The organism is Dactylosporangium vinaceum, assembly GCF_019904175.1.
Lineage (GTDB): Bacteria > Actinomycetota > Actinomycetes > Mycobacteriales > Micromonosporaceae > Dactylosporangium > Dactylosporangium vinaceum.
The window spans coordinates 4,487,423-4,505,907 of record NZ_CP061913.1 but is presented as its reverse complement, the minus strand read 5'-3'; the positions used below and the strand labels follow the sequence as shown (position 1 = coordinate 4,505,907).

Sequence of the window (18,485 nt, the reverse complement as noted above, 5' to 3'; positions counted from 1 at the left end):
GCCATGTCCAACGACGCGCTGACCCACCCGACCGACGCCGTGGCCATGCGCCATGCGCTCACCGAAGCGGCCACCACCGCCGGCTACGCGCCGTCCATCCACAACACCCAACCATGGCGGTGGCGGCTGGCCGGTGACGCCCTCGACCTGTACACCGACCGCCGCCGCGTCCTCGCCGTGACCGATCCCGAAACCCGCCTGGCCACGCTCAGCTGCGGCGTCGCCCTGCACCACGCCCGCATGTCACTGGCCGCCCAGGGCTGGCAGGTGACGACGACCCGGCTGCCGGATCCCACCGATCCGGATCATCTCGCCACGATCCGGCTCGACGGCCGGGCGCGGGCCGACCAGCAGACGGCGCTGCATCTGCGGACGATCCCGCTGCGGCACACCGATCGCCGGCCGGTGACCGGCGCCCCGGTGCGACCGGAGGATCTGCGGGCCATCACCGCCGCCGTCGAGGCCGAGGACACCTGGCTGCACACGCTGAGCGCCGATCAGGTCCTCGAACTGGCCAGCGCCGCGGACCATGCCCAGCGCACCGAGGCCGCCGAGGCGGCCTGGCGGGATGAGCTCGGCTACTGGACCGGCGGCAACCGGCCCGGCGGCGCCGGCATCCCGGACGCCGCCATCCCGGGCCAGGCGCCGCAGACCACGGTGCCCGGCCGCGACTTCGGCCACCACGGGACCCTGGCGGTCAGCGCCGAACACGACAGGGCCGCGGTGTTCGCCCTGCTCTACGGCCGCACCGACGAGCCCCGAGACTGGCTCCGCGGTGGGGAGGCCCTGTCCGCCGGCTGGCTGACCGCCACCGAGCTCGGCGTCTCCGTGCTGCCGCACAGCGCCCCGATCGAGGTCGTCAGCACCCGGCAGGCCATGCGAGCGGTGCTCGCCTCCACCGGCTACCCCTACCTGGTGCTGCGCCTCGGCGCTATCGACCCGGCCGACGCCGGACCGCCGCACGCACCCCGCCTGCCCGCCGACCAGCTCATCGAGCAGTCGCACCAGGTGCGGCACCGTGCATGAGACACCCTGTCCAGCACCACGGATCGCCACGCCGGAGCGCGGCGCGCAGGCCGCGCGCCGGCACTACCTGCATCCGGCCAACCGGTACCGCCACGACCACCGCACGGTCGGGCAGCGCCTCGCCGACTCCGTTACCGGCGTCTTCGGCTCCTGGCGGTTCATCGTCGTGCAGACCGTCATCGTCATCGCCTGGATCGCCGCGAACATCGTCGCCGTCGCGCTGCGCTGGGACCCGTACCCGTTCATCCTGCTCAACCTGCTGTTCTCCACCCAGGCCGCCTACGCCGCGCCGCTGATCCTGCTCAGCCAGAACCGCCAGGCCGACACCGACCGCGTCAAGGCCGAACATGACTATCAGGTCAACCAACTCGCCCTGCAGTACCTCATCGCCTGGCACCGCACCACCCACGGAGACGCCTGCACCTGCGTCCCGGACACCGCACCCATCGTCACCGGCATGCTCGCCACGCTCGCGCAGAAACTGTGACCGTCCAGCCCGCCCACGACGACGAGGAGCGGCGTGACAAGCAATCTTGCCCAGTCGGCAGCGATGCACCGGGGGCTGTCGTCGCGGGAGGCCACGGCCCGGCTGGCCCGAGGCGGCGGCAACACGCTGCCCCGGCGTCCGGCGACCGCACTGTGGCGACGGGTCGTCGCCCAACTGCGGGACCCGCTCGTGCTGGTCCTGCTCGCCGCCGCCGTATTCACCATCGTCACCCGCGACTTCACCGACGCCGGCGTCATCCTCTTCGTCATCGTGGTCAACACCACCGTCGGCGTCGTGCAGGAGGTCAAGGCCGAACGGGCGATCACCGCCCTGTCCGAACTGACCGCACCCGACGCCCGGGTCGTCCGCGACGGGGCCCAGCGGCAGGTCCCGGCCGCGGATCTCGTCGTCGGTGACCTGCTCGTCCTCGCCGAAGGCGACATCGTGCCCGCCGACGCCCGCATCGTGCAGGCCGCGGCGCTGCTCATCGACGAGGCGGCGCTGACCGGCGAGTCCGCCCCGGTCGAAAAGCGCCCGCCCACCGGCCCGGAGCGCCCGGACACGGCTGACGCGCTCGACGCCGTGGTATCGGCGGGCACCGTCGTCGTCCGCGGCCGCGGACGTGCGGTCGTCACCGCCACCGGCGCCGCCAGCGCGATGGGCCGCATCGCCGCGATGCTTGTCACCGCAGCCGGGCTCACCCCGCTGCAGCGGCGCCTCGCGGGCGTCGGACGGATCCTCGCCGCCGTCACGCTCGTGCTGTGCGCCGTCGTCCTCGCCCTCGGCCTGCTCCGCGGACAACCTCTCGAGCTCATGATCGTTACTGCGATCAGCCTCGTCGTCGCCGCCGTCCCCGAGTCGCTGCCCGCCGTCGTCACGCTGAGCCTGGCCCTCGGCGCCCGGCGGATGACCGCCCGCCACGCGCTGATCCGCCGGCTCCCCGCGGTGGAGACCCTCGGGTCCGTCACGATCCTGGCCACGGACAAGACCGGCACCCTCACCGAGGGCACCATGGTCGTCCGGCGGCTCTGGACCCCCACCGGGGAGGCCACCGTCACCGGCTCCGGCTACAGCCCGGACGGCGACGTCACCCGCGACGGCCGAATCGTCTCGGGCGCCGAAGCACCCGACCTGACGGCGTTGCTGAACGCCGTCGCGCTGTGCAACGACGCCGCGCTCCGCCCACCGGACGGGGACACCACGACCTGGCTGCCCGTCGGTGACCCCACCGAGGTCGCACTGCTCACGGCGGCCGGCAAGCTCGGCATCGACCGGACCGTCCTCCAGCAGGACCATCCGCGGCAGGCCGAAGTGCCGTTCGACAGTGACCGCAAGCGCATGACCACCGCGAATCGTCTCGGGTCCGGCGCCGCCCGCGTGATCTGCAAGGGCGCACCGGAAGCGCTGCTGCAGTCACCATTGCTGGCCGACGACGCCGACCTGCTGCGCCGCGCCGCCGCGCGGGCCGACGAGCTCGCCGGCGCGGGGTTCCGGGTCCTCGCCGTCGCCCGGGCCGACCGGGCCACCCTGCCCGACCTCACCGGCGACGGGGAACGAGGGCTGCACCTGCTCGGACTGGTCGCGATCTTCGACCCGCCCCGCGCCACCGCGGCCGCCACCATCTCGGCGTGCACGCGGGCCGGCATCACACCGGTCCTGATCACCGGCGACCACCCCGCCACCGCCGCCGCGATCGCCACCGACCTCGGCATCATCGCCGCCGGCGATCCGGTCCATGACTGCCGCACCGGCGACCCCGGCCCGCCCGCCGCGGACGGCGTCAAGGTCTTCGCCCGCGCCACCCCGCAGCAGAAGGTCGCCATCATCGAGGCCCTGCGCGGCACCGGCGCGGTCGTCGCGATGACCGGCGACGGCGTCAACGACGGCCCCGCCCTGCACGCCGCCGACATCGGCGTCGCCATGGGACAACGCGGCACCGAAGTCGCCCGCCAGGCCGCCGACCTCGTCCTCGCCGACGACGAGCTCGCCACCGTCGTCGCCGCCGCCGAGGAGGGCCGCCGCGTCTACGCCAACATCCGCCGCTTCCTGCTCTACGCCCTCGCCGGCGGCACCGCCGAAATCCTCGTCATGCTCACCGGCCCCTTCCTCGGCCTCGCCCTACCACTCCTGCCCGCCCAGCTGCTCTGGATCAACCTGCTCACCCACGGCCTGCCCGGCCTCGCCCTCGGCAGCGAACCCGGCGACCCCGACGCCATGCGACAGCCACCCCGGCCCCCGGCCGAGACAATCCTCGGCGCCGGACTCTGGCAACGCGTCGCCCGCGTCGGCACGGCCATCGCCGCCGTCACCCTCGGCACCGGCGTCTGGGCCCACGCCACCGACCGGCCCTGGCAGACGCTGGTCTTCCTCGCGCTCGGTGCCACCCAGCTCGCCGTCGCCCTCGGCTCCCGCGCCCGGCCCGGCACCCGCACCAACCCCATGCTCTTCGCCGCCGTCGGCAGTGCCCTGCTGCTGCAGCTCGCCGCCGTATACCTGCCGCCACTGCGCGACCTGCTCCACACTCAACCGGTCGGCCTCGCGGACCTGCTCACCGTCGGGGTGGCCGCCACCCTCGGCTACGCCGCCATCCGACTCGATCACCTCGTCGGCCGACGGACGTCGGCCGCTCAGAGTCCGGGCGAGGTCCCGCGCCGAGATCCCGCTGACGACCGTCCGCACGCTGCGTCCGCACAACGGTAGCGACGCTCCATCGGCTCTGCCCGTCGACGGTGATGAGGCCGATGGTCTCGCCGGCGCTGCGGCTCAACGCCAGGCGGCCACCGGCGGTGCGGAAGAACGCGATGCCCTTGTCCCGCACCCCGACCATGCATCGGCGTCATGGTGAAGCGGCGAAGGTCGTTGCGGCCGCTGACCATCCGCGATGCGCCAGCCGTCGAAGCCGATGTGGGCGGCCTGACGGACGGGACATCTCATTGTCGGCGCCGGCGTCGGTGATGCCGGCGGCGAGCAGGTCGCGCCAGGTTGACGATCAGCGGCAACGCGTTGCGTGTCGTCCGGACCCTTCGTTCAGGTCCGCGACCGGGCGGGCCGGGCCACCAGGGCCTGATCGTCCGGCGGCGCGGCAAGGAGCCCGGCCGCGAGCGCCTCGTACTGTGCCGCGACGGCCGGCCAGCGCGCGGGGGCCGGGCCGGGGTAGATGCCGAATTCGTGCTGCACCACGGCGACGTCGAAGGCGTTGAGGGCCGCCGCCGCACCGAGCCAGCCGGCCACGCTGCCGGCCGGCCAGGTGTGCACCACCGCGGCGCCGAGGTGCGGATCATCGCCGCTCGCGGTGACCCGGACGATCCCGCCGGCCCTCGGAGCGGCGGTCTGCTGCCGGGCCAGGGCAGCATTGAACGCGGCCAGACCGCATCGGGTCGGCGGATGGGTGCTGAGGAGTCCGTACGAAACGGCCATTGCTACATTCCGATCGGCAACGCGCGCGGCGCGAGAGAACCACGACGGGTGGGGACGAGTCGATCAACGGGTCGTCAGCCACCGGGGTCCGGAGCAGCGCCGCGAGCCTACGCGCCGGAGCCGAGCCGCACGATGACGAGCATTCGGGTGTAGGGTGTGTGCGTCTTGCGCGGTTGCGGAGTCAGCCGCCTTCGATCCGGGATTGCTCTGTTTGGTCACCATCGCTGCCGCACGAACCGTTGGATACCGGAGGCGGCACTCGTGACCGGATCGTCGATACACCAACGCCCGCCTCGGGCTGCGCAGTGAGTCCCGACCGCCGGATGCGGCTGTGGCACCTCGTCGTCGAACAGTCCGGCGGCGGACCGGTGACCGTCGGCCACGTGTGCGCCGCGGCGATGACCGCGACCGGGACCGACGCGGCGGCGATCGCCGTCGCGCTCGCCGCCGCCCCACGTGAGACCATCTTCAGCAGCGGCCCGCTCGCCGCGCAGATGGAGGAGCTGAGCCTGGCCCTCGGCGAGGGTCCATGCGTCGAGGCGCACCTCGGTGGCCCCTCGCTGATTCCCGACCTGTGCGAGCCGTCGTACCTGCATCGATGGCCGATCTTCGCCCCGGACGCCGTGCAGTCGGGCGTCCGCGCGATCTTCTCGCTGCCGTTGCAGATCGGTGCCATCCGCCTCGGCGTGCTGGACCTGTACCGCACCGAGCCGGGTGCGCTGGACCATGAGCGGCTGCTCGACGCGCTGCTGCTGGCCGACACGGCCTGCGCGGTGCTGCTCGACACCACCGGGCCCGACAGGCGCGCGATGCCCGGAAGGGTCCCCGAGCCGGCCGGCCTGCAGCATCCGGAGGTGCACCAGGCCACCGGCATGGTCAGCGTGCAGCTCGGGCTGACGGCCGCACTCGCACTGACCCGGCTGCGGGCCTACGCTTACACACACGGCCGGCGGCTGCGGGACGTCGCCAGTGACGTCGTCGCCCGGCGGCTACGATTCGACCCCGGCGGCGACACGGAAGGTGAGCCGTGACGACCGGCGGCGAGACGCCGACCGGAACCCCGAATCGGCCATCCCGTGGCCGGCCCATCGCAACAGGTAACCGAACGCCTGACGGCATGACGCGTGACGAAGGTGTCTGATATGGCCGCGACCGTGCTAGCCGATGTCCTCGTCGAGATGGCGGACACGCTCGTCGACGACTTCGACGTCATCGACTTCCTTCACGCGCTCACCGAACGGTGCGTGCAGCTGCTGGACGTGTCCGCCGCCGGCATCCTGCTCACCGACCAGCAGGCCACCCTGCAGCTCGTAGCCGCATCCTCCGAACGGACCCGGCTGCTGGAGCTGTTCCAGCTGCAGACCGACCAGGGCCCCTGCGTGGACTGCTTCAACACCGGAAAGCCCGTCACCGTGCCGGACATCCGCACCGCGGACCACTGGCCCCGCTTCGCCGCCGCCGCCGCCGAGGTCGGCTTCGTCTCGGTCCACGCCATACCCATGCGGCTGCGGGCCGACGTCATCGGAGCGCTCAACCTCTTCGGTGTCGAGCCCGGCGCACTGGACGCCGACAGACTGCGGGCCGGTAAAGCCCTCGCCGACATCGCCACCATCGGGCTGCTGCAGCAGCGCGCCATCCGCTACCGCGACACCCTCACCGAACAGCTGCAAACCGCACTCAACAGCCGGATCCTCATTGAGCAGGCCAAGGGCGTGCTCGCCGAGCGCCTCCAGGTGACCCTCGACCAAGCATTCACCCTCCTGCGCGGCGCGGCCCGCAATCGCAACCGCAACCTGTCCGAACTGGCGCTGGCCATCGTCGACGGCACCGACCAGATCTCCCGACCGGAGCCGAACGAGGCACACTGACAAACCCGCCGTCCTCAGGTCATCGGCCGGCGGCCGTCTCGAAACGCGTGCGGCCGGATATGGCGCTGTCCGCGGGCTCAGCCGCCCGCGGCCGGCCGACCCACCACCTGGCGCACGCCGGCTTCGATCGACCGCACGGCCGGGGCTCTCCCCCAATGGCTCTCGGCGGCGGGCCGATACGGCTTTCCGGCACGACGCAAACGCTTCGTACGTCCTGGAGACGGACCTGACGTGGCCGGCCGGTAGGCCCGGGCGGTAAGGCCGCCGCGGTGAACCGCAGGAAGGGCGCATCGGATGAGGCTGCCGCGCGTCACGCCACGGATAGCCGGATGCTCACGGCAGGGCGTACCATACGCGGCAGAGCCGCTCCGGACCCCGGTGGTGTCGACCCGTCGTGACACGAAGGGGATTCCATGGAGCCGGGATACGCCGGTTCGGCCACAGCTGCAGCGTCGTGTAACAACCTCGTCCAGGACGTTGCCGTCCGGCACCCGGCTGCCCTCGTCGCGCTGTCCCGTCTCATGGCTCACCACATCTCCGCCCTCGTCCGCCCCGGGCCGGACGACGCGGCCGCAGTGCGCGCCACCCGAGCGGTGTTCGACGAGATGTGGCGGCTCGCGCCGGTGTCAACGAGGTGGCACGGCGATGCGCGGAGCTGGCTGCTCGCGACCGCGCACCGGAGAAGAGCCGAGCAGGCACGGCCGGTAGACGATCGCGGCCCGCCGGCCTCCGGTCAGTGCTGATGCGGCCCCCGACGGCCTGCGGTACCACTCGCGCCGCGCGCGCCGAAGAGGGGCCATGAACATTGAGCGCGCCGCCCGGTCGGCGCAGTTGCCGGTTCAGGCGGTACCGGTTGCGATCAACGCGGTCAAGGCCGCCGAGGGGACCGGCCTGCCATCGGCCTACCTCCGACTGGCGTTGGCGCTCGCGTTGCCGCGGGAGCCCGCCTCGGTGGGCAAGGTCCGGCGGCTCGCGGATGCGGCGCTGAGCGCGCTCGGGGTGGCTGCGAGCTGCCGGGCCGACGTCGCGCTGATGCTTGCCGAGGCGTGCACCAACGCCGTCGTGCACGCCGCTGGTGCCACGTTTCGAGTCAACCTGACCGTGGACCGTGGCCGTTGCGTCCTGGAAGTGTTCGACGATGGTCTGGGACTGCCGGATCGGCCCATCGGCCGGGGGACCGCCGACGGATCGGCCGAGACCGGCCGTGGAATGGCCCTGATCCGCGCGTTGAGCGACGCCGCGGAGTGGGTCCAGGTGCGCCCGCGGGGCCTCGCGGTGCGCATGAGCAAGCGACTGTCGTGGGACACCGGCGGACTGGCCGGCCGCGACCGCGTCGCCTGATCGGTGCTCGACCGCGTGGCCGGCCGCACCCGAGCGGGCACGTCGGCGCTGAGCGCGGCCGCACAATCCGGTGACGTCGCGTGACCGGAGGATCCCACGCGGACCTGTACTGTGAACGCGCGCCGTCCATCGGGCGGCCGGACCAGTCGCCGCGTCCGGCGTCCACTGTAGACGGTGCACGGATACGGCGATGCGACGAAGGGACCTGCGTCATGACCGTTGAGCCGCCCACCTGCCTGCTGTATCTGCTCACCGTCGGGCGGGACAAGGAGCTCGTGCTGCGTGTGCACGGGATGGATCTGTCGCTGGACGACCTCACGGCGTGGATGACCGAGGAGTCCGTGCACCCGCTGACGGTGTCGCGGTTCGGCGACGAGCAGACGTCGACACTGTTGCTGAACTTCCGGCACGTCGTCGGAGCGCGGCTCGCGCCGTACAGCGATACGCGGACCGGTTCGTTCTGAGCCGTCCGGCTGCCTGCCACGGTCGGTAGTGTCGACCTGCTTCGATCGATGCTCAGGGTTGACGTCGGCGGATCCACGTTCGCCGCGGCCGCTGCGCGCGCTCACCGCACCGTGCCCGCGCCGTCGGCGGCGGCGCGGTGCGCGGCGCCGACGACGGCCCCGATGTTGGATGAGGGGCGGCGGGACCAAGCGCCATCTCACGGCTCTGCCGGTCGTCGCGACCCCGTTGCCGGCCTTCGCCGCCTACCGGCCGGCGCTGCAGTACCCGCACCTGGTGTCGGCACCCGCCGGGTGCAGCCAGCGGCCCGCCGGCCCCGGCGGGTTTTGTGCCACACTATCCGCATGGATGGCAGCGACGTCGGCAACGCGAATCCGCTGACCCCGCGCCCACTCGCCACCCGGCCGGCGGCCGGCGCTGCCGCCCCGGGCGGGCCTGCGGTTATGGCCGCAGCGCTGGCCCTCAAGCTCCTGGCCGCAACGGCGGGCCCAGCTGCGCAGCGTCGCGGGTGACGAGCAGACGGCTCACCGACGCGGCGAAATCGACGCCCGATGCCCCCGCGATAATGCCGCCATCACCGCCCGGTGCGAGCACGTCGGCTCGGATCCTTGCCCCGGCCCGGCTGGCCGCAGTCCGGCGGACGGGGCTGCTGGACACCCCGGCCGAGGAGGCGTTCGACCGGCTCGCCCGGCTGGCGGCGACGCTACTGGGCACGCCGTTCGCGTTCGTCACGGTGGTGGACGATGTCCGCTCCTTCTGGAAGAGCTGCATCGGGATCGCCGCGACGGACCCGGCCGGGCGGCAGAACACGGTCGGCGACTCCTTCTGCCAGTACGTGATCGGTCTGGATACCGAACTCATCATCGGTGACACCACGGCCGACGCTCGCACTCGGGACAACCCGTCGATCGAGCGGATGGGTGTACTGGCCTGGGCCGGGTTCCCGATCCGATCGCCCGACGGGCACGTGCTCGGGACGTTCTGCGCCGTGGACACGGTGCGGCGGGACTGGACACCGCACGACGTCGAGGTCCTGGACACACTCGCCCACGCCGCCGGCGGCGAGATCGCGCTGCGGATCGCGCTCGAGGACGCCCGGGAGGCGACCCGGCAGGCGCAGGCGGCAACGCTGGAAGCCCTCGGCGCCGCCGACGAGGCCGCGATGCTGTCCCGCACGCTGCAGGAAAGCCTTCTTCCGCCCCGCCTGCCGGTCGTGGCGGGTCTCGACCTCGCCGCACGCTACCTGCGTGGCGGCCGCGGCGCCGAGGTCCTCGGCGACTTCTACGACGTGTTCCACTCCCCGCGCGGCACCTGGGGTGTCGTCGTCGGCGACGTGGCCGGCAAGGGGCCGCAGGCGGCCAAGACGACGGCGCTGGCGCGGTGGACCTTGCGGGCGGCGGCCGTCCGCAGTGCCTCGCCCAGCGCGAACCTCGCCGCGCTGAACACGGCTCTGCATGAGTGGTTCAGCGACGACGGGCAGTTCCTGACCGCCGTCTACGCCGCTCTCCGCCCGCATCCCCAGGGCTTCACCGTGCGGGTCAGCTGCGGCGGGCACGATCCCGCATTGGTGCGCCGGTCCAGCGGAACCGTTGAGACTGTGGGCCGGCCCGGCATCGTGCTCGGCTGCGTCCGGGACGCCGAGCTCACCGAGCAGCGCACCCTGTTGCGGCCCGGGGACAGCCTCATCATGTACACCGACGGCGTCACCGAGGCCCGCAACCGCGCCGACCGGGCCTTGTTCGGGACCGAACGGCTCAGCGATCTCATCACCGCCACCAGCGGCGACGCGACAGCGTTGGCCGTCGCGATCGAGACCGCCGTGCTCGACTTCAGCGGCCGGAGCATCGCCGACGACACCGCAATCGTGGTCGTGCAGGTGCCGGACGCCTGAACAGCGGACCGGGCCGGTGTACGGCGTTCACCGGATCCGCCGCGGCAAGCCCGCTCGCCGACATCGCTCCGCTCGACGAGGCACCACCGACGCCGGCCGGCTCGTCGAGCACTACGGCGTGCTGGCGACGCGCCTGGGTGCGATCGCGGTGGCTCCCGCCATCGCCGCGCTCGGTATCACCCGGCGGGCGATCTGCGAGTTGACGGCCGGGCTCGTGGGCACCGTCGTCGCGGGATGCGGTGACGTCAGCGCCGGCTGTGGTTGGTGGAGGCCATCGCGGAGCTGGTTGAGGCAGCGCTGCAGGAGCCGGGAGACATGCATCTGGGACACCCCGACCGCGGTGGCGATGCTCGCCTGGGTCATCTCGTCGGTGAAGCGCATGGCCAGAATCCGTTGGTCACGCTCGGGCATGTTCTTGATCAGCCGGCGGATCGGCGGTGGGGACACCTGCTCGTCGACACCGGCATAGCGCGGATCGACGCCACCGATCATCTCGATGAGGTCGACGCTGTCCGGGTCGGGCGTGTAAGGAGCGTTGAGCGACGGCAGTACGTATGCCTGCCCGGCCTGGGTCGCGCTGCGCAACTGCTCGGCGGTGACGTGCAGGTGGGTCGCGAGCTCCGCCGGGCTGGGTCGCCGCCCGTGCCGCTGGGTGAGTTCGTCGCCGGTGGTGCGGACGCGGAGCAGGAGCTCCTGCGACGAGCGGGGCACCCGCAGCGCCCACGTACTGTCCCGGAAGTGCCGCTTGAGGGCACCGACGATGGTCGGGATCGCGTAACTGGCGAACGGATACGGGCCGGTCGGGTCGAAGCCGTCGACCGCCTTGATGAGAGCGAGCGCCGCGACCTGATTGAGGTCGTCGATGGGTTCGCCGCGTCCGGCATACCGGCGGGCGAGCCGCCGCGCCAGGGGCAGGCCCTCTTCGATGACGCGCGCTCGCAGTGGGTCGCGGCCGGGGTGGCCGGCCGACAGCAGGCCGAGCTCGGTCAGCAACTGCTCGGTCGTGGCACGGATCATGCGACGCCGATCGGCCTGGACGCGGCGAGGATGGCCGCGGGCCGCAGCTCGTTCGCGGGGTCGGCGGCCGTCGCCATGGCGGTCGCAGCGTCGGCCGCGGCGGTCTCGGGCGGGACGACCAGCAGGTCGATCTGGCCGCCGCCGTCGGTGGAGGCGACGAGCAGACCCGTGTCGACGGAGGTGAACCAGCCGATCCGCACGACGTGATTGCCGACCGCGATGCCCCGGAACTTCCCATCCCAGACCGCGCTGCTGACCATGAGCCGCCGCACCTGTCCGAACCGCTCATCAAGGAGCAGGATCAGTCCGGGCAGCTCCTCGATCGGGTTCCACGAGCGGGGCCACCATGCGCCGTCGAGGACGGCTTTCGATGCGCGAACGTCGGCGAAGACCGTTCGGGGCTCGGTGGGCGGCCCCGTCGCGACGGCCGTGGAGCGCTGGGCGTTGGTGAACATGGTGGTCCCCTCTGCGGCCGCGCACCACTCACGATCGGACGGGAGATGGGCGTGCCCGCAGCCAGATGATGCGGCGGTGTGCGGCAAACCGTGCTGCACGACGGCGGTCCGTCATTGTGCGCGAAGGTCGCCGGGATTCCGAGGGCCTTGCATCACTGTACGCCCGTTCGATCGGCAACGCGACCGGGCAAGCATCGTCACCAGTGGCTCGAGCGGCCACCGCCGGCCCGGTCCATGACGGCCGGCATCCCCGCACCATCGGCGGCCGGTTGGGCACGGGTCCGCCGTTTCAGCGGGCCGATCGGCGGGTAGTACAACACCGATCAGGAGCGCCGGCGGTGGTGCCGGCCGGGCTGATCGGGGCCGCCCAGACACCGCGGTACACCTCGAGGGTCCTCTTCCGGGCCACCTCCAAGCCGACCGCCACTCCTCCGGTGATGTGCGCGGTTTGCGCGGCCGGGTTCACAGAAGAGAGTTCCCGCCGTGAGTTGGCTGAGGCAGACTCGTGACCGTACGCAGACGCGCCTGACCGCCGCTCGTCGCGGTACCCCGCCGCCGTTCATCCGGGACGATCCTGCCATTGGGCGATCGCCGGCGCTCGGGGTGCGGATGTCTCCGGCCGTCGACGACGGCGTCCCCCGTGGCGTCCGCGTTGCCGGAGCCTGGTCCTGGCGCGTGATCCTGTTCCTGGCCGCCGCCTACCTGCTGCTGCGGGTCCTCGGCGTGCTCAGCGTCGTGGTGATCCCGGTGGTGGTGGCCCTGCTGCTGGCGGCCCTGTTCGAGCCGGCCGCCGCCGCCCTGCGCAACCGCGGCCTCAACCGCTCCCTCGCCGCCGGGATCGTCCTGGTCACCGGACTCCTGGTGGTCGGTGGCGGGCTCACGCTCATCGTCCAGACGTTCATCAGCCAGTTCGACGACCTGGCCACTCAGGTGGGTCAGGGCGTCGAGCAGGTGCAGCACTGGCTCGCCCGCGGTCCGCTGCACATCTCCGATGCGCAGCTCAGCGACGGCGTCGACAGGCTGCGCCGCACCGTCAGCACCAACCAGGGCGCGTGGGCGTCCGGCGCGCTGAGCACCGCCACAACCCTCACCGAGGTGCTCGCCGGATTCTTCGTCGTCCTGTTCACCCTGTTCTTCTTCCTGCGCGACGGCGGCCAGATCTGGCAGTTCCTCTGCCGCCTGCTGCCCCGTGCGGCCCGCGTGCCGGTCGCGCGCGCCGGACATTATTCGTGGCACACGCTCGTCTCGTATGTCCGCGCGACGGTCCTGGTGGCGTTCGTCGACGCGGTGGGCATCGGCATCGGGCTGGCGATCCTGCGCGTTCCCCTGGCGCTGCCGCTGGCCGCCCTGGTATTCCTCGGCGCATTCATCCCGGTCGTCGGCGCCACGCTGTCCGGCGTCGTCGCCATCCTGGTCGCTCTGGTCACGCAGGGCCCGGTGACGGCGCTCATCGTCCTGGGCATCGTGATCGCCGTCCAGCAGCTCGAGGGCCACGTCCTGCAGCCGCTCATCATGGGCCGGGCGGTCGCCCTGCACCCGCTCGCGGTCATCCTGGCCATCGCCACGGGGGTCGTCACCGCCGGTATCGTCGGCGGCGTCGTCGCCGTGCCACTGCTGGCGGTGGCCAACACCGCTGTGCGCTACCTCGCCGATCACCCCGCGGGCGAGCCCACCCCGGATCGCGAGCCACCCGGGACGGAGTCGACCGACCACGACCAGGCCGCCGCTGCGCGGGTGGCCGACCGTGCGAGCGAGCGGGCCGAACCCGATGCGCCACCCGCGCAGAGCTCCTCGTTCGACCCCGAGCCGCAGCCGGATCGGGCCGGAGCCGGCCGCCATCAGGTCGCCCAGGCCACCGCCGTGCGCGCGGACGGTCCGGCATGACGAGGGCTCCCCGCCCGGCTCGGCCTCAGCTTCCGCGACAGTGACTTTCCGTCCAGGGCGCCGTCCGGCGCCGACACTGGTGACCGGCGATCGGTAGGAGCCCCATGAACGTCGATTTCGATGCACCCCGCCCGAGCGAGACCGACGATGCCGACGAGCCGAGCTTCGGCACGCGCGGCCGAGCCGCCTCCGACGACACGCCTGACCTCGACGGAGCCGCCGGCCCGGACTCGACCGACGAGCGCGACCCCATCGACGAGGAGATGTCCGTCCCCGTGGTGCCGATGCGGGCCGACGAGTTCCGATGTGGACGGTGCTTTCTCGTCCACCACCGCAACCGGCTGGCCGACGGTCACGCCGGGCAGCTCTGCCGCGACTGCGTCTGAACGGCCGACAACATCCGGGACGGCGCTGCGTGCTGTCCGGACGGTGCCGTTTGAGTCGGGCCGCCCTCACGTCACGGTGCCGCAGTCGTACGGCACGTGCAGCGTCTTGGTACCGCCGAGGCCTCCGTCCTCGTGGGTGAATTACCGCGATGGAGTTCGCGCCGGATGCCCGAATTGGTCTTGACCAGCGGCGATCCTGCGGCACGCTAGGTGGCGTGGGTGGGGTGCTGATGCCCGGCGAGCGGCCGGCGGCCGGGTTGCCCCGTGCCTGTGGCACGGATCCGTGGCCGTGGTGGCGCACCGAACACGCCGACGGCAGGCGTGCGTGATGGCGCCGGTGCGAGCGGGCGTGGCGACGGTGCGGCCAATGCTGGCCACCGCCGGCCCGGTCCCAGAGGGGCCGCAATGGCGGTACGAGTTCAAGTGGGACGGCGTGCGCGCCGTGGTCGTCGTCGACGCCGGCCAGGCCACCGCCTTTTCCCGCAACGATCTCGACATCACCAGCGGGTACCCCGAGCTGTCCGCCCTACCCGACCAGCTCCGCGGCCGGCCGGTGGTGCTCGATGGTGAGCTCGTCGCGCTGGACGCCGCCGGGCGCCCGTCGTTCCCGCTCCTGCAAGATCGAATGCATGTCCGCAACCCCGCCCCGGCGCTGGTGCAACGGGTGCCGGTCAGCTTCTACATCTTCGACGTGCTGCACCTGGACGGCGCCTCGACGCTCGCCCTGCCCTACGAGCAGCGCCGCGCGCTGCTCGACGGCCTTCACCTGCCCAGGCTTCCCGGCCTCGCGGACACACCCGGCCCTGCCGTCGCCGACGGACCGGGCGGCGCCCGGACACTGGTAGCCGACGCCGGCCCGGGCGGCGGGGGCGGTGCCGTCGGGTACGTTCCGCGACGCTTCACCGACGGGCCGGGCACCGTGGCCGCCGCGCGAGCGTTCGCGCTCGAGGGCGTTGTCGCGAAACTCGCCGACTCGACGTACCGGCCGGCCGAGCGGTCGAAGTCGTGGATCAAGCACGCCTTCGTGGACACGATCGAAGTGGTGATCATCGGGCATCGGCCCGGCCGCGGCCGCCGCGCCGGGACCATCGGCTCGCTGCTCGTCGCGATCCCCGCCGCCGACGGCACCCTGCACTTCGCCGGCGGGGTCGGGACCGGCTTCACCGACGCCGACCTGCGCCACCTGCAGCAGGCATTGGCCGGGCTGCGCCGCGCGACGCCGCCGGTGTCCGGCGTCCCGCGAGAACAGAGCCGGGACGCTACATGGATCGAACCGGTCGTGGTCGGCGAAGTGGCCTACCGCACCCTCACCCCCGACCGGCAGCTACGTCACGCCGCGTGGCGCGGGGTCAGACCGGACAAGACACCCCCGCCGGCTCCGGCCGCCCAGCCGGCGCCATCACCGCCCTCCCCGGAGGAGGTGACCGGGTCGTTGCAGACCGCGGACGGCGCCTGGCGGGTCGACATCGTGCGCCACCACGGCATCGGCTGGTACCGGCTCATCCACGGCAACAGCGTCGTCGACCGGCTCCAGCTGCCGGACCTCCAGCAGCTGCTGCACGCCGCGGGCGTGGACCTCGCCGACCTGACCGACACTCGCGCCGCCTGAAGCAGCTGTCCAATGCGGCACCTACCGCGCCGCTCAGCCGGATTGGAGCTGGTGGGGGTGGAGGTCGGTGGTGGTGGTGCCGGTGGCTGGGTCGTAGGGGTAGGACAGGTGCTGATGGACCATCAGCCAGGCGCCGTTCCTGCGTTGGAAGACCCGAGTCCCCCGTGACCAGCTCTCGGTGCCCTGGGCGTCGATGGGGTGCAGACCTATGTGATTCAGGCCCCACGCGACGGCGAGATCGCCGTCGACCACGATTTTCAGGTCGGGTACGGTCCAGGTGACGGTACCGGCGCCGGATGCGTCGAGGCCCGCCTTGCACACCTCGCGCACGGCTTCGACACCGACGTACTGCAACGGCTGTTCGTGCTCGTACGAGATGACGTCGTCGGCGATCGGTGCCATCAGGCCATCGAGGTCTTTCGCCGCCGTGCTGTCGAACCAGCGTTGGTGGAGTAGGCGCAGCTCGTCGGCGAGATTGTGCTGGTTCTGATCCCGCTCGGGCGCCCGGTCTGCGGCGTCGGCCCCGGCCGTGAGCGGAAACGAGTGGTGCTCGTGGGCGACGATCCACCGACCGTCCTGCTTGCGCAGGCCGAATGTCACCCGCAGCCGGTTGCCGGGATCGTCGGCGAAGTGCTGCTCGGTGCCACAGCGCAGCAGGGCATACGCGAAGGCGACATCGTCGCCGGCGGTGATGTCCAGCGACTCGATCTCGAACGAGGCACCGCCGGCCTGCCACCGCAAGAACGGCGGCCAGGTCGAACGGTAGGCGTCGAGGCCGCGGACGCCCTGATGCGGTGGCGGCACGTCGAACATCACGATGTCCTCGGCATGGTCGGCAACGACCGCAGTGAGGTCGCCGCCGTCGACCGCGTCGGCCCAGCGCTCGATCAGGGTGCGGATCTGTTCCTCGTTGGTGGGCATGCTCGGCTCCGTTCCTGCGGGATGACGCGTCCGTCAGGACTACAACCCGGGCCGACCGGCAAACTCATCGCACCGCGACGGGGAAATTGCCGGTGAGTTGAGCCGGCAGGCCGAACGTCGGGAAGTCGGCGTCGAGAAACGAGACCACCTCGGCCACCCGCCGGCCGCGGAGCGCTATCAGGTCCAGGCCGGCCGGCGCGTACACACCGCGCTCGTCGCTCCACAGGTATGTACCGAATGCGAGCTGCCCGCTCGCCCGGGCCGGCAGGAAGCGCCACCGATATCGCGATACCGTGCCGGCCAGGAATCCGCGGACCCCGTCGCGGCCTTCGTACCAGACGCTCAACGGCGGCATCGAGTACCGCGCATCCTCGGTCAGCATCGCCACAATGGCGTCGACGTCACCGGCCTCCCACGCGCTCATGTACCGCTTGGCCAGCTCCCGTTGCCCGTCCTCACCCAGCGCGCCGAGAGTCCGCTGCTGGCTGGCGTCCGGCAGCAGGCCGGCAAGCACCTTCCGGGCCCGCTGCAGTGCGCTGTTGACCGCCGGGACCGTCGTGTCCAGCAGGTCGGCGACCTCGCCGGCGGCGTAACCGAGGACGTCGCGCATCAGCAGGACGGCTCGCTGGCGAGCGGACAGCCGCTGCACGGCGGCGACGAACGCCAACTCCACACTCTCCCGGGCCACGACGCGGGCCTCCGGACCGAGCTGCTCAGTCCAGCTCATCAGCCGATCCGGGTACGGCTCCAGCCACTGCGCCTCCGCCAGTGGAGCGCCGCCCGGGCTCAGGTCGGTGGGCAGCTCGCGCCGCCCCCGGCGCTCGAGAGCCGTCAGCGTCCGGTTCGTCGCGATCTTGTACAACCACGCCCGAATCGATCCATGATCCTCAAACCGGTCCAAGCTTCGCCACGCCCGGTTCAAGGTCTCCTGGACCGCGTCCTGCGCGTCATGAACCGACCCGAGCATCCGGTAGCAGTGCGCCCGCAGCTCGTCCAGCAGCGGCCCGACCAAGAGGCCGAAGGCGTCACCATCACCGGCCCGCGCCGCCGCCAGCAACTACACCGCATCGGGCTCGCCGACCCGATACAAAGTCTTCCCAGGAACACGGCCCACCACCCTCACGCTACAGCGACACCGACGACTGTCGCGGGGACGTCCACGCGGTCGTCCGGGAGCGGCGACAGTCGCATTCCGTACGCAACGACGCGGGTGGAACACCTTGATCTATACGGTCACCGTGTGATGTATCGGGTTCGTTCCATAATCGGCTTCCTGCTCGGCGTCGCCTGCGTGGGCGTCGCTCTCTTCGCGCTTTTCCAGCTGATTCGGGGCGGATCCTGTGCATCCGGCGGCAACCACGTCTCTGCCCGGCAATGCCCACCAGGGACCGGCACGTGGGCGTTCATCCTGCCGCTGGCCATCATCGGCAGCCTCGCCAGCTTCATCCTGGGCCGGCTTCGGTTCGGGCCGCCGGCGCCTGTCCCACCGCCCCAGCGGCACTCGCGCCCCTTTGCGGCGGCTCCGCCGTTCGGCACGCTTGTCACCATCAACGAGGGGCAATTGTTCACGGCCGGGCCCAGCACCGCGCAGCCGGCCCCGACGACGGACCCACTCGTCAGGTTGACCATGCTGCAGTCCCTGCGGGACTCCGGTGCGCTGTCGCCGGCCGAGTACGAGCAGGCCAAGGCGAAGATTCTGGCCGAGATGTAGGACCTGGGCC

Annotated in this window: 17 protein-coding genes; 12 read left to right on the top strand and 5 right to left on the bottom strand. The window is 72.0% G+C overall.

Features of this window, described 5'->3' with window-relative positions; genetic code table 11:
• The first annotated feature begins 3 nt into the window (after positions 1–3).
• Genes Dvina_RS20010 through Dvina_RS20000 form a run of 3 tightly spaced genes read left to right on the top strand, consistent with a single transcriptional unit; the run spans position 4 to position 4,213 of the window.
• On the top strand, positions 4–1,026 hold the full coding sequence (locus Dvina_RS20010) for an Acg family FMN-binding oxidoreductase (protein ID WP_223103988.1): 1,023 nt from the start codon (positions 4–6) through the stop codon (positions 1,024–1,026).
• Complete coding sequence (locus Dvina_RS20005) at positions 1,019–1,513, top strand: DUF1003 domain-containing protein (protein WP_246656328.1); 495 nt, start codon at positions 1,019–1,021, stop codon at positions 1,511–1,513. The genes Dvina_RS20010 and Dvina_RS20005 overlap by 8 nt, the downstream gene beginning before the upstream one ends.
• Before the next feature lie 33 nt (positions 1,514–1,546).
• On the top strand, positions 1,547–4,213 hold the full coding sequence (locus tag Dvina_RS20000) for a cation-translocating P-type ATPase (RefSeq protein ID WP_246656327.1): 2,667 nt from the start codon (positions 1,547–1,549) through the stop codon (positions 4,211–4,213).
• A gap of 327 nt (positions 4,214–4,540) precedes the next feature.
• Here Dvina_RS20000 and Dvina_RS19995 read toward each other — a convergent pair whose 3' ends face one another.
• Positions 4,541–4,930: a glycosyltransferase family protein gene (locus Dvina_RS19995; protein ID WP_223103987.1), complete on the bottom strand. Its 390-nt coding sequence runs from the start codon at positions 4,928–4,930 to the stop codon at positions 4,541–4,543.
• A gap of 305 nt (positions 4,931–5,235) precedes the next feature.
• Between Dvina_RS19995 and Dvina_RS19990 the strand changes: the two genes are divergently transcribed.
• The 5 genes from Dvina_RS19990 (at position 5,236) to Dvina_RS19970 (ending at position 10,492) form a co-directional block, all read left to right on the top strand.
• The gene (locus Dvina_RS19990; RefSeq protein ID WP_223103986.1) at positions 5,236–5,961 is read left to right on the top strand and encodes a GAF and ANTAR domain-containing protein; all 726 of its coding nucleotides are present in this window, start codon (positions 5,236–5,238) and stop codon (positions 5,959–5,961) included.
• A gap of 111 nt (positions 5,962–6,072) precedes the next feature.
• Positions 6,073–6,798, top strand: a complete 726-nt coding sequence (locus Dvina_RS19985) for a GAF and ANTAR domain-containing protein (protein ID WP_246656326.1) — start codon at positions 6,073–6,075, stop codon at positions 6,796–6,798.
• Between the two features lie 798 nt (positions 6,799–7,596).
• The gene (locus Dvina_RS19980; protein WP_223103985.1) at positions 7,597–8,139 is read left to right on the top strand and encodes an ATP-binding protein; all 543 of its coding nucleotides are present in this window, start codon (positions 7,597–7,599) and stop codon (positions 8,137–8,139) included.
• A gap of 212 nt (positions 8,140–8,351) precedes the next feature.
• Positions 8,352–8,603: a hypothetical protein gene (locus Dvina_RS19975; RefSeq protein WP_223103984.1), complete on the top strand. Its 252-nt coding sequence runs from the start codon at positions 8,352–8,354 to the stop codon at positions 8,601–8,603.
• A 506-nt stretch (positions 8,604–9,109) separates the two neighbouring features.
• On the top strand, positions 9,110–10,492 hold the full coding sequence (locus tag Dvina_RS19970) for a PP2C family protein-serine/threonine phosphatase (protein WP_223103983.1): 1,383 nt from the start codon (positions 9,110–9,112) through the stop codon (positions 10,490–10,492).
• A gap of 111 nt (positions 10,493–10,603) precedes the next feature.
• Here Dvina_RS19970 and Dvina_RS19965 read toward each other — a convergent pair whose 3' ends face one another.
• Both Dvina_RS19965 and Dvina_RS19960 read right to left on the bottom strand, forming a co-directional pair.
• Positions 10,604–11,509, bottom strand: coding sequence for a SigB/SigF/SigG family RNA polymerase sigma factor (locus Dvina_RS19965; RefSeq protein ID WP_223103982.1), 906 nt, complete (start codon positions 11,507–11,509; stop codon positions 10,604–10,606).
• Complete coding sequence (locus tag Dvina_RS19960; RefSeq protein ID WP_223103981.1) at positions 11,506–11,964, bottom strand: DUF5994 family protein; 459 nt, start codon at positions 11,962–11,964, stop codon at positions 11,506–11,508. The genes Dvina_RS19965 and Dvina_RS19960 overlap by 4 nt, the downstream gene beginning before the upstream one ends.
• Positions 11,965–12,573: 609 nt before the next feature.
• On the opposite strand from Dvina_RS19960, the gene Dvina_RS19955 reads away from it, so the two are divergent.
• From Dvina_RS19955 to ligD, 3 genes are all read left to right on the top strand, one after another.
• Positions 12,574–13,848: an AI-2E family transporter gene (locus tag Dvina_RS19955; RefSeq protein ID WP_246656325.1), complete on the top strand. Its 1,275-nt coding sequence runs from the start codon at positions 12,574–12,576 to the stop codon at positions 13,846–13,848.
• A 104-nt stretch (positions 13,849–13,952) separates the two neighbouring features.
• Positions 13,953–14,234, top strand: coding sequence for a DUF4193 family protein (locus tag Dvina_RS19950; RefSeq protein ID WP_223103979.1), 282 nt, complete (start codon positions 13,953–13,955; stop codon positions 14,232–14,234).
• 367 nt (positions 14,235–14,601) lie between these two features.
• Positions 14,602–15,843 (top strand): non-homologous end-joining DNA ligase, encoded by a 1,242-nt coding sequence (ligD, locus tag Dvina_RS19945; RefSeq protein ID WP_246656324.1) that lies wholly within the window; start codon positions 14,602–14,604, stop codon positions 15,841–15,843.
• Positions 15,844–15,876: 33 nt separating this feature from the next.
• Here ligD and Dvina_RS19940 read toward each other — a convergent pair whose 3' ends face one another.
• Both Dvina_RS19940 and Dvina_RS19935 read right to left on the bottom strand, forming a co-directional pair.
• Complete coding sequence (locus Dvina_RS19940) at positions 15,877–16,764, bottom strand: YybH family protein (RefSeq protein ID WP_223103977.1); 888 nt, start codon at positions 16,762–16,764, stop codon at positions 15,877–15,879.
• A 64-nt stretch (positions 16,765–16,828) separates the two neighbouring features.
• Positions 16,829–17,764 (bottom strand): sigma-70 family RNA polymerase sigma factor, encoded by a 936-nt coding sequence (locus tag Dvina_RS19935; protein WP_246656564.1) that lies wholly within the window; start codon positions 17,762–17,764, stop codon positions 16,829–16,831.
• Between Dvina_RS19935 and Dvina_RS54325 the strand changes: the two genes are divergently transcribed.
• Positions 17,645–18,475, top strand: a complete 831-nt coding sequence (locus Dvina_RS54325; protein WP_246656323.1) for an SHOCT domain-containing protein — start codon at positions 17,645–17,647, stop codon at positions 18,473–18,475. The two genes, Dvina_RS19935 and Dvina_RS54325, sit on opposite strands and share 120 nt — an antisense overlap.
• Positions 18,476–18,485: the final 10 nt, after the last annotated feature.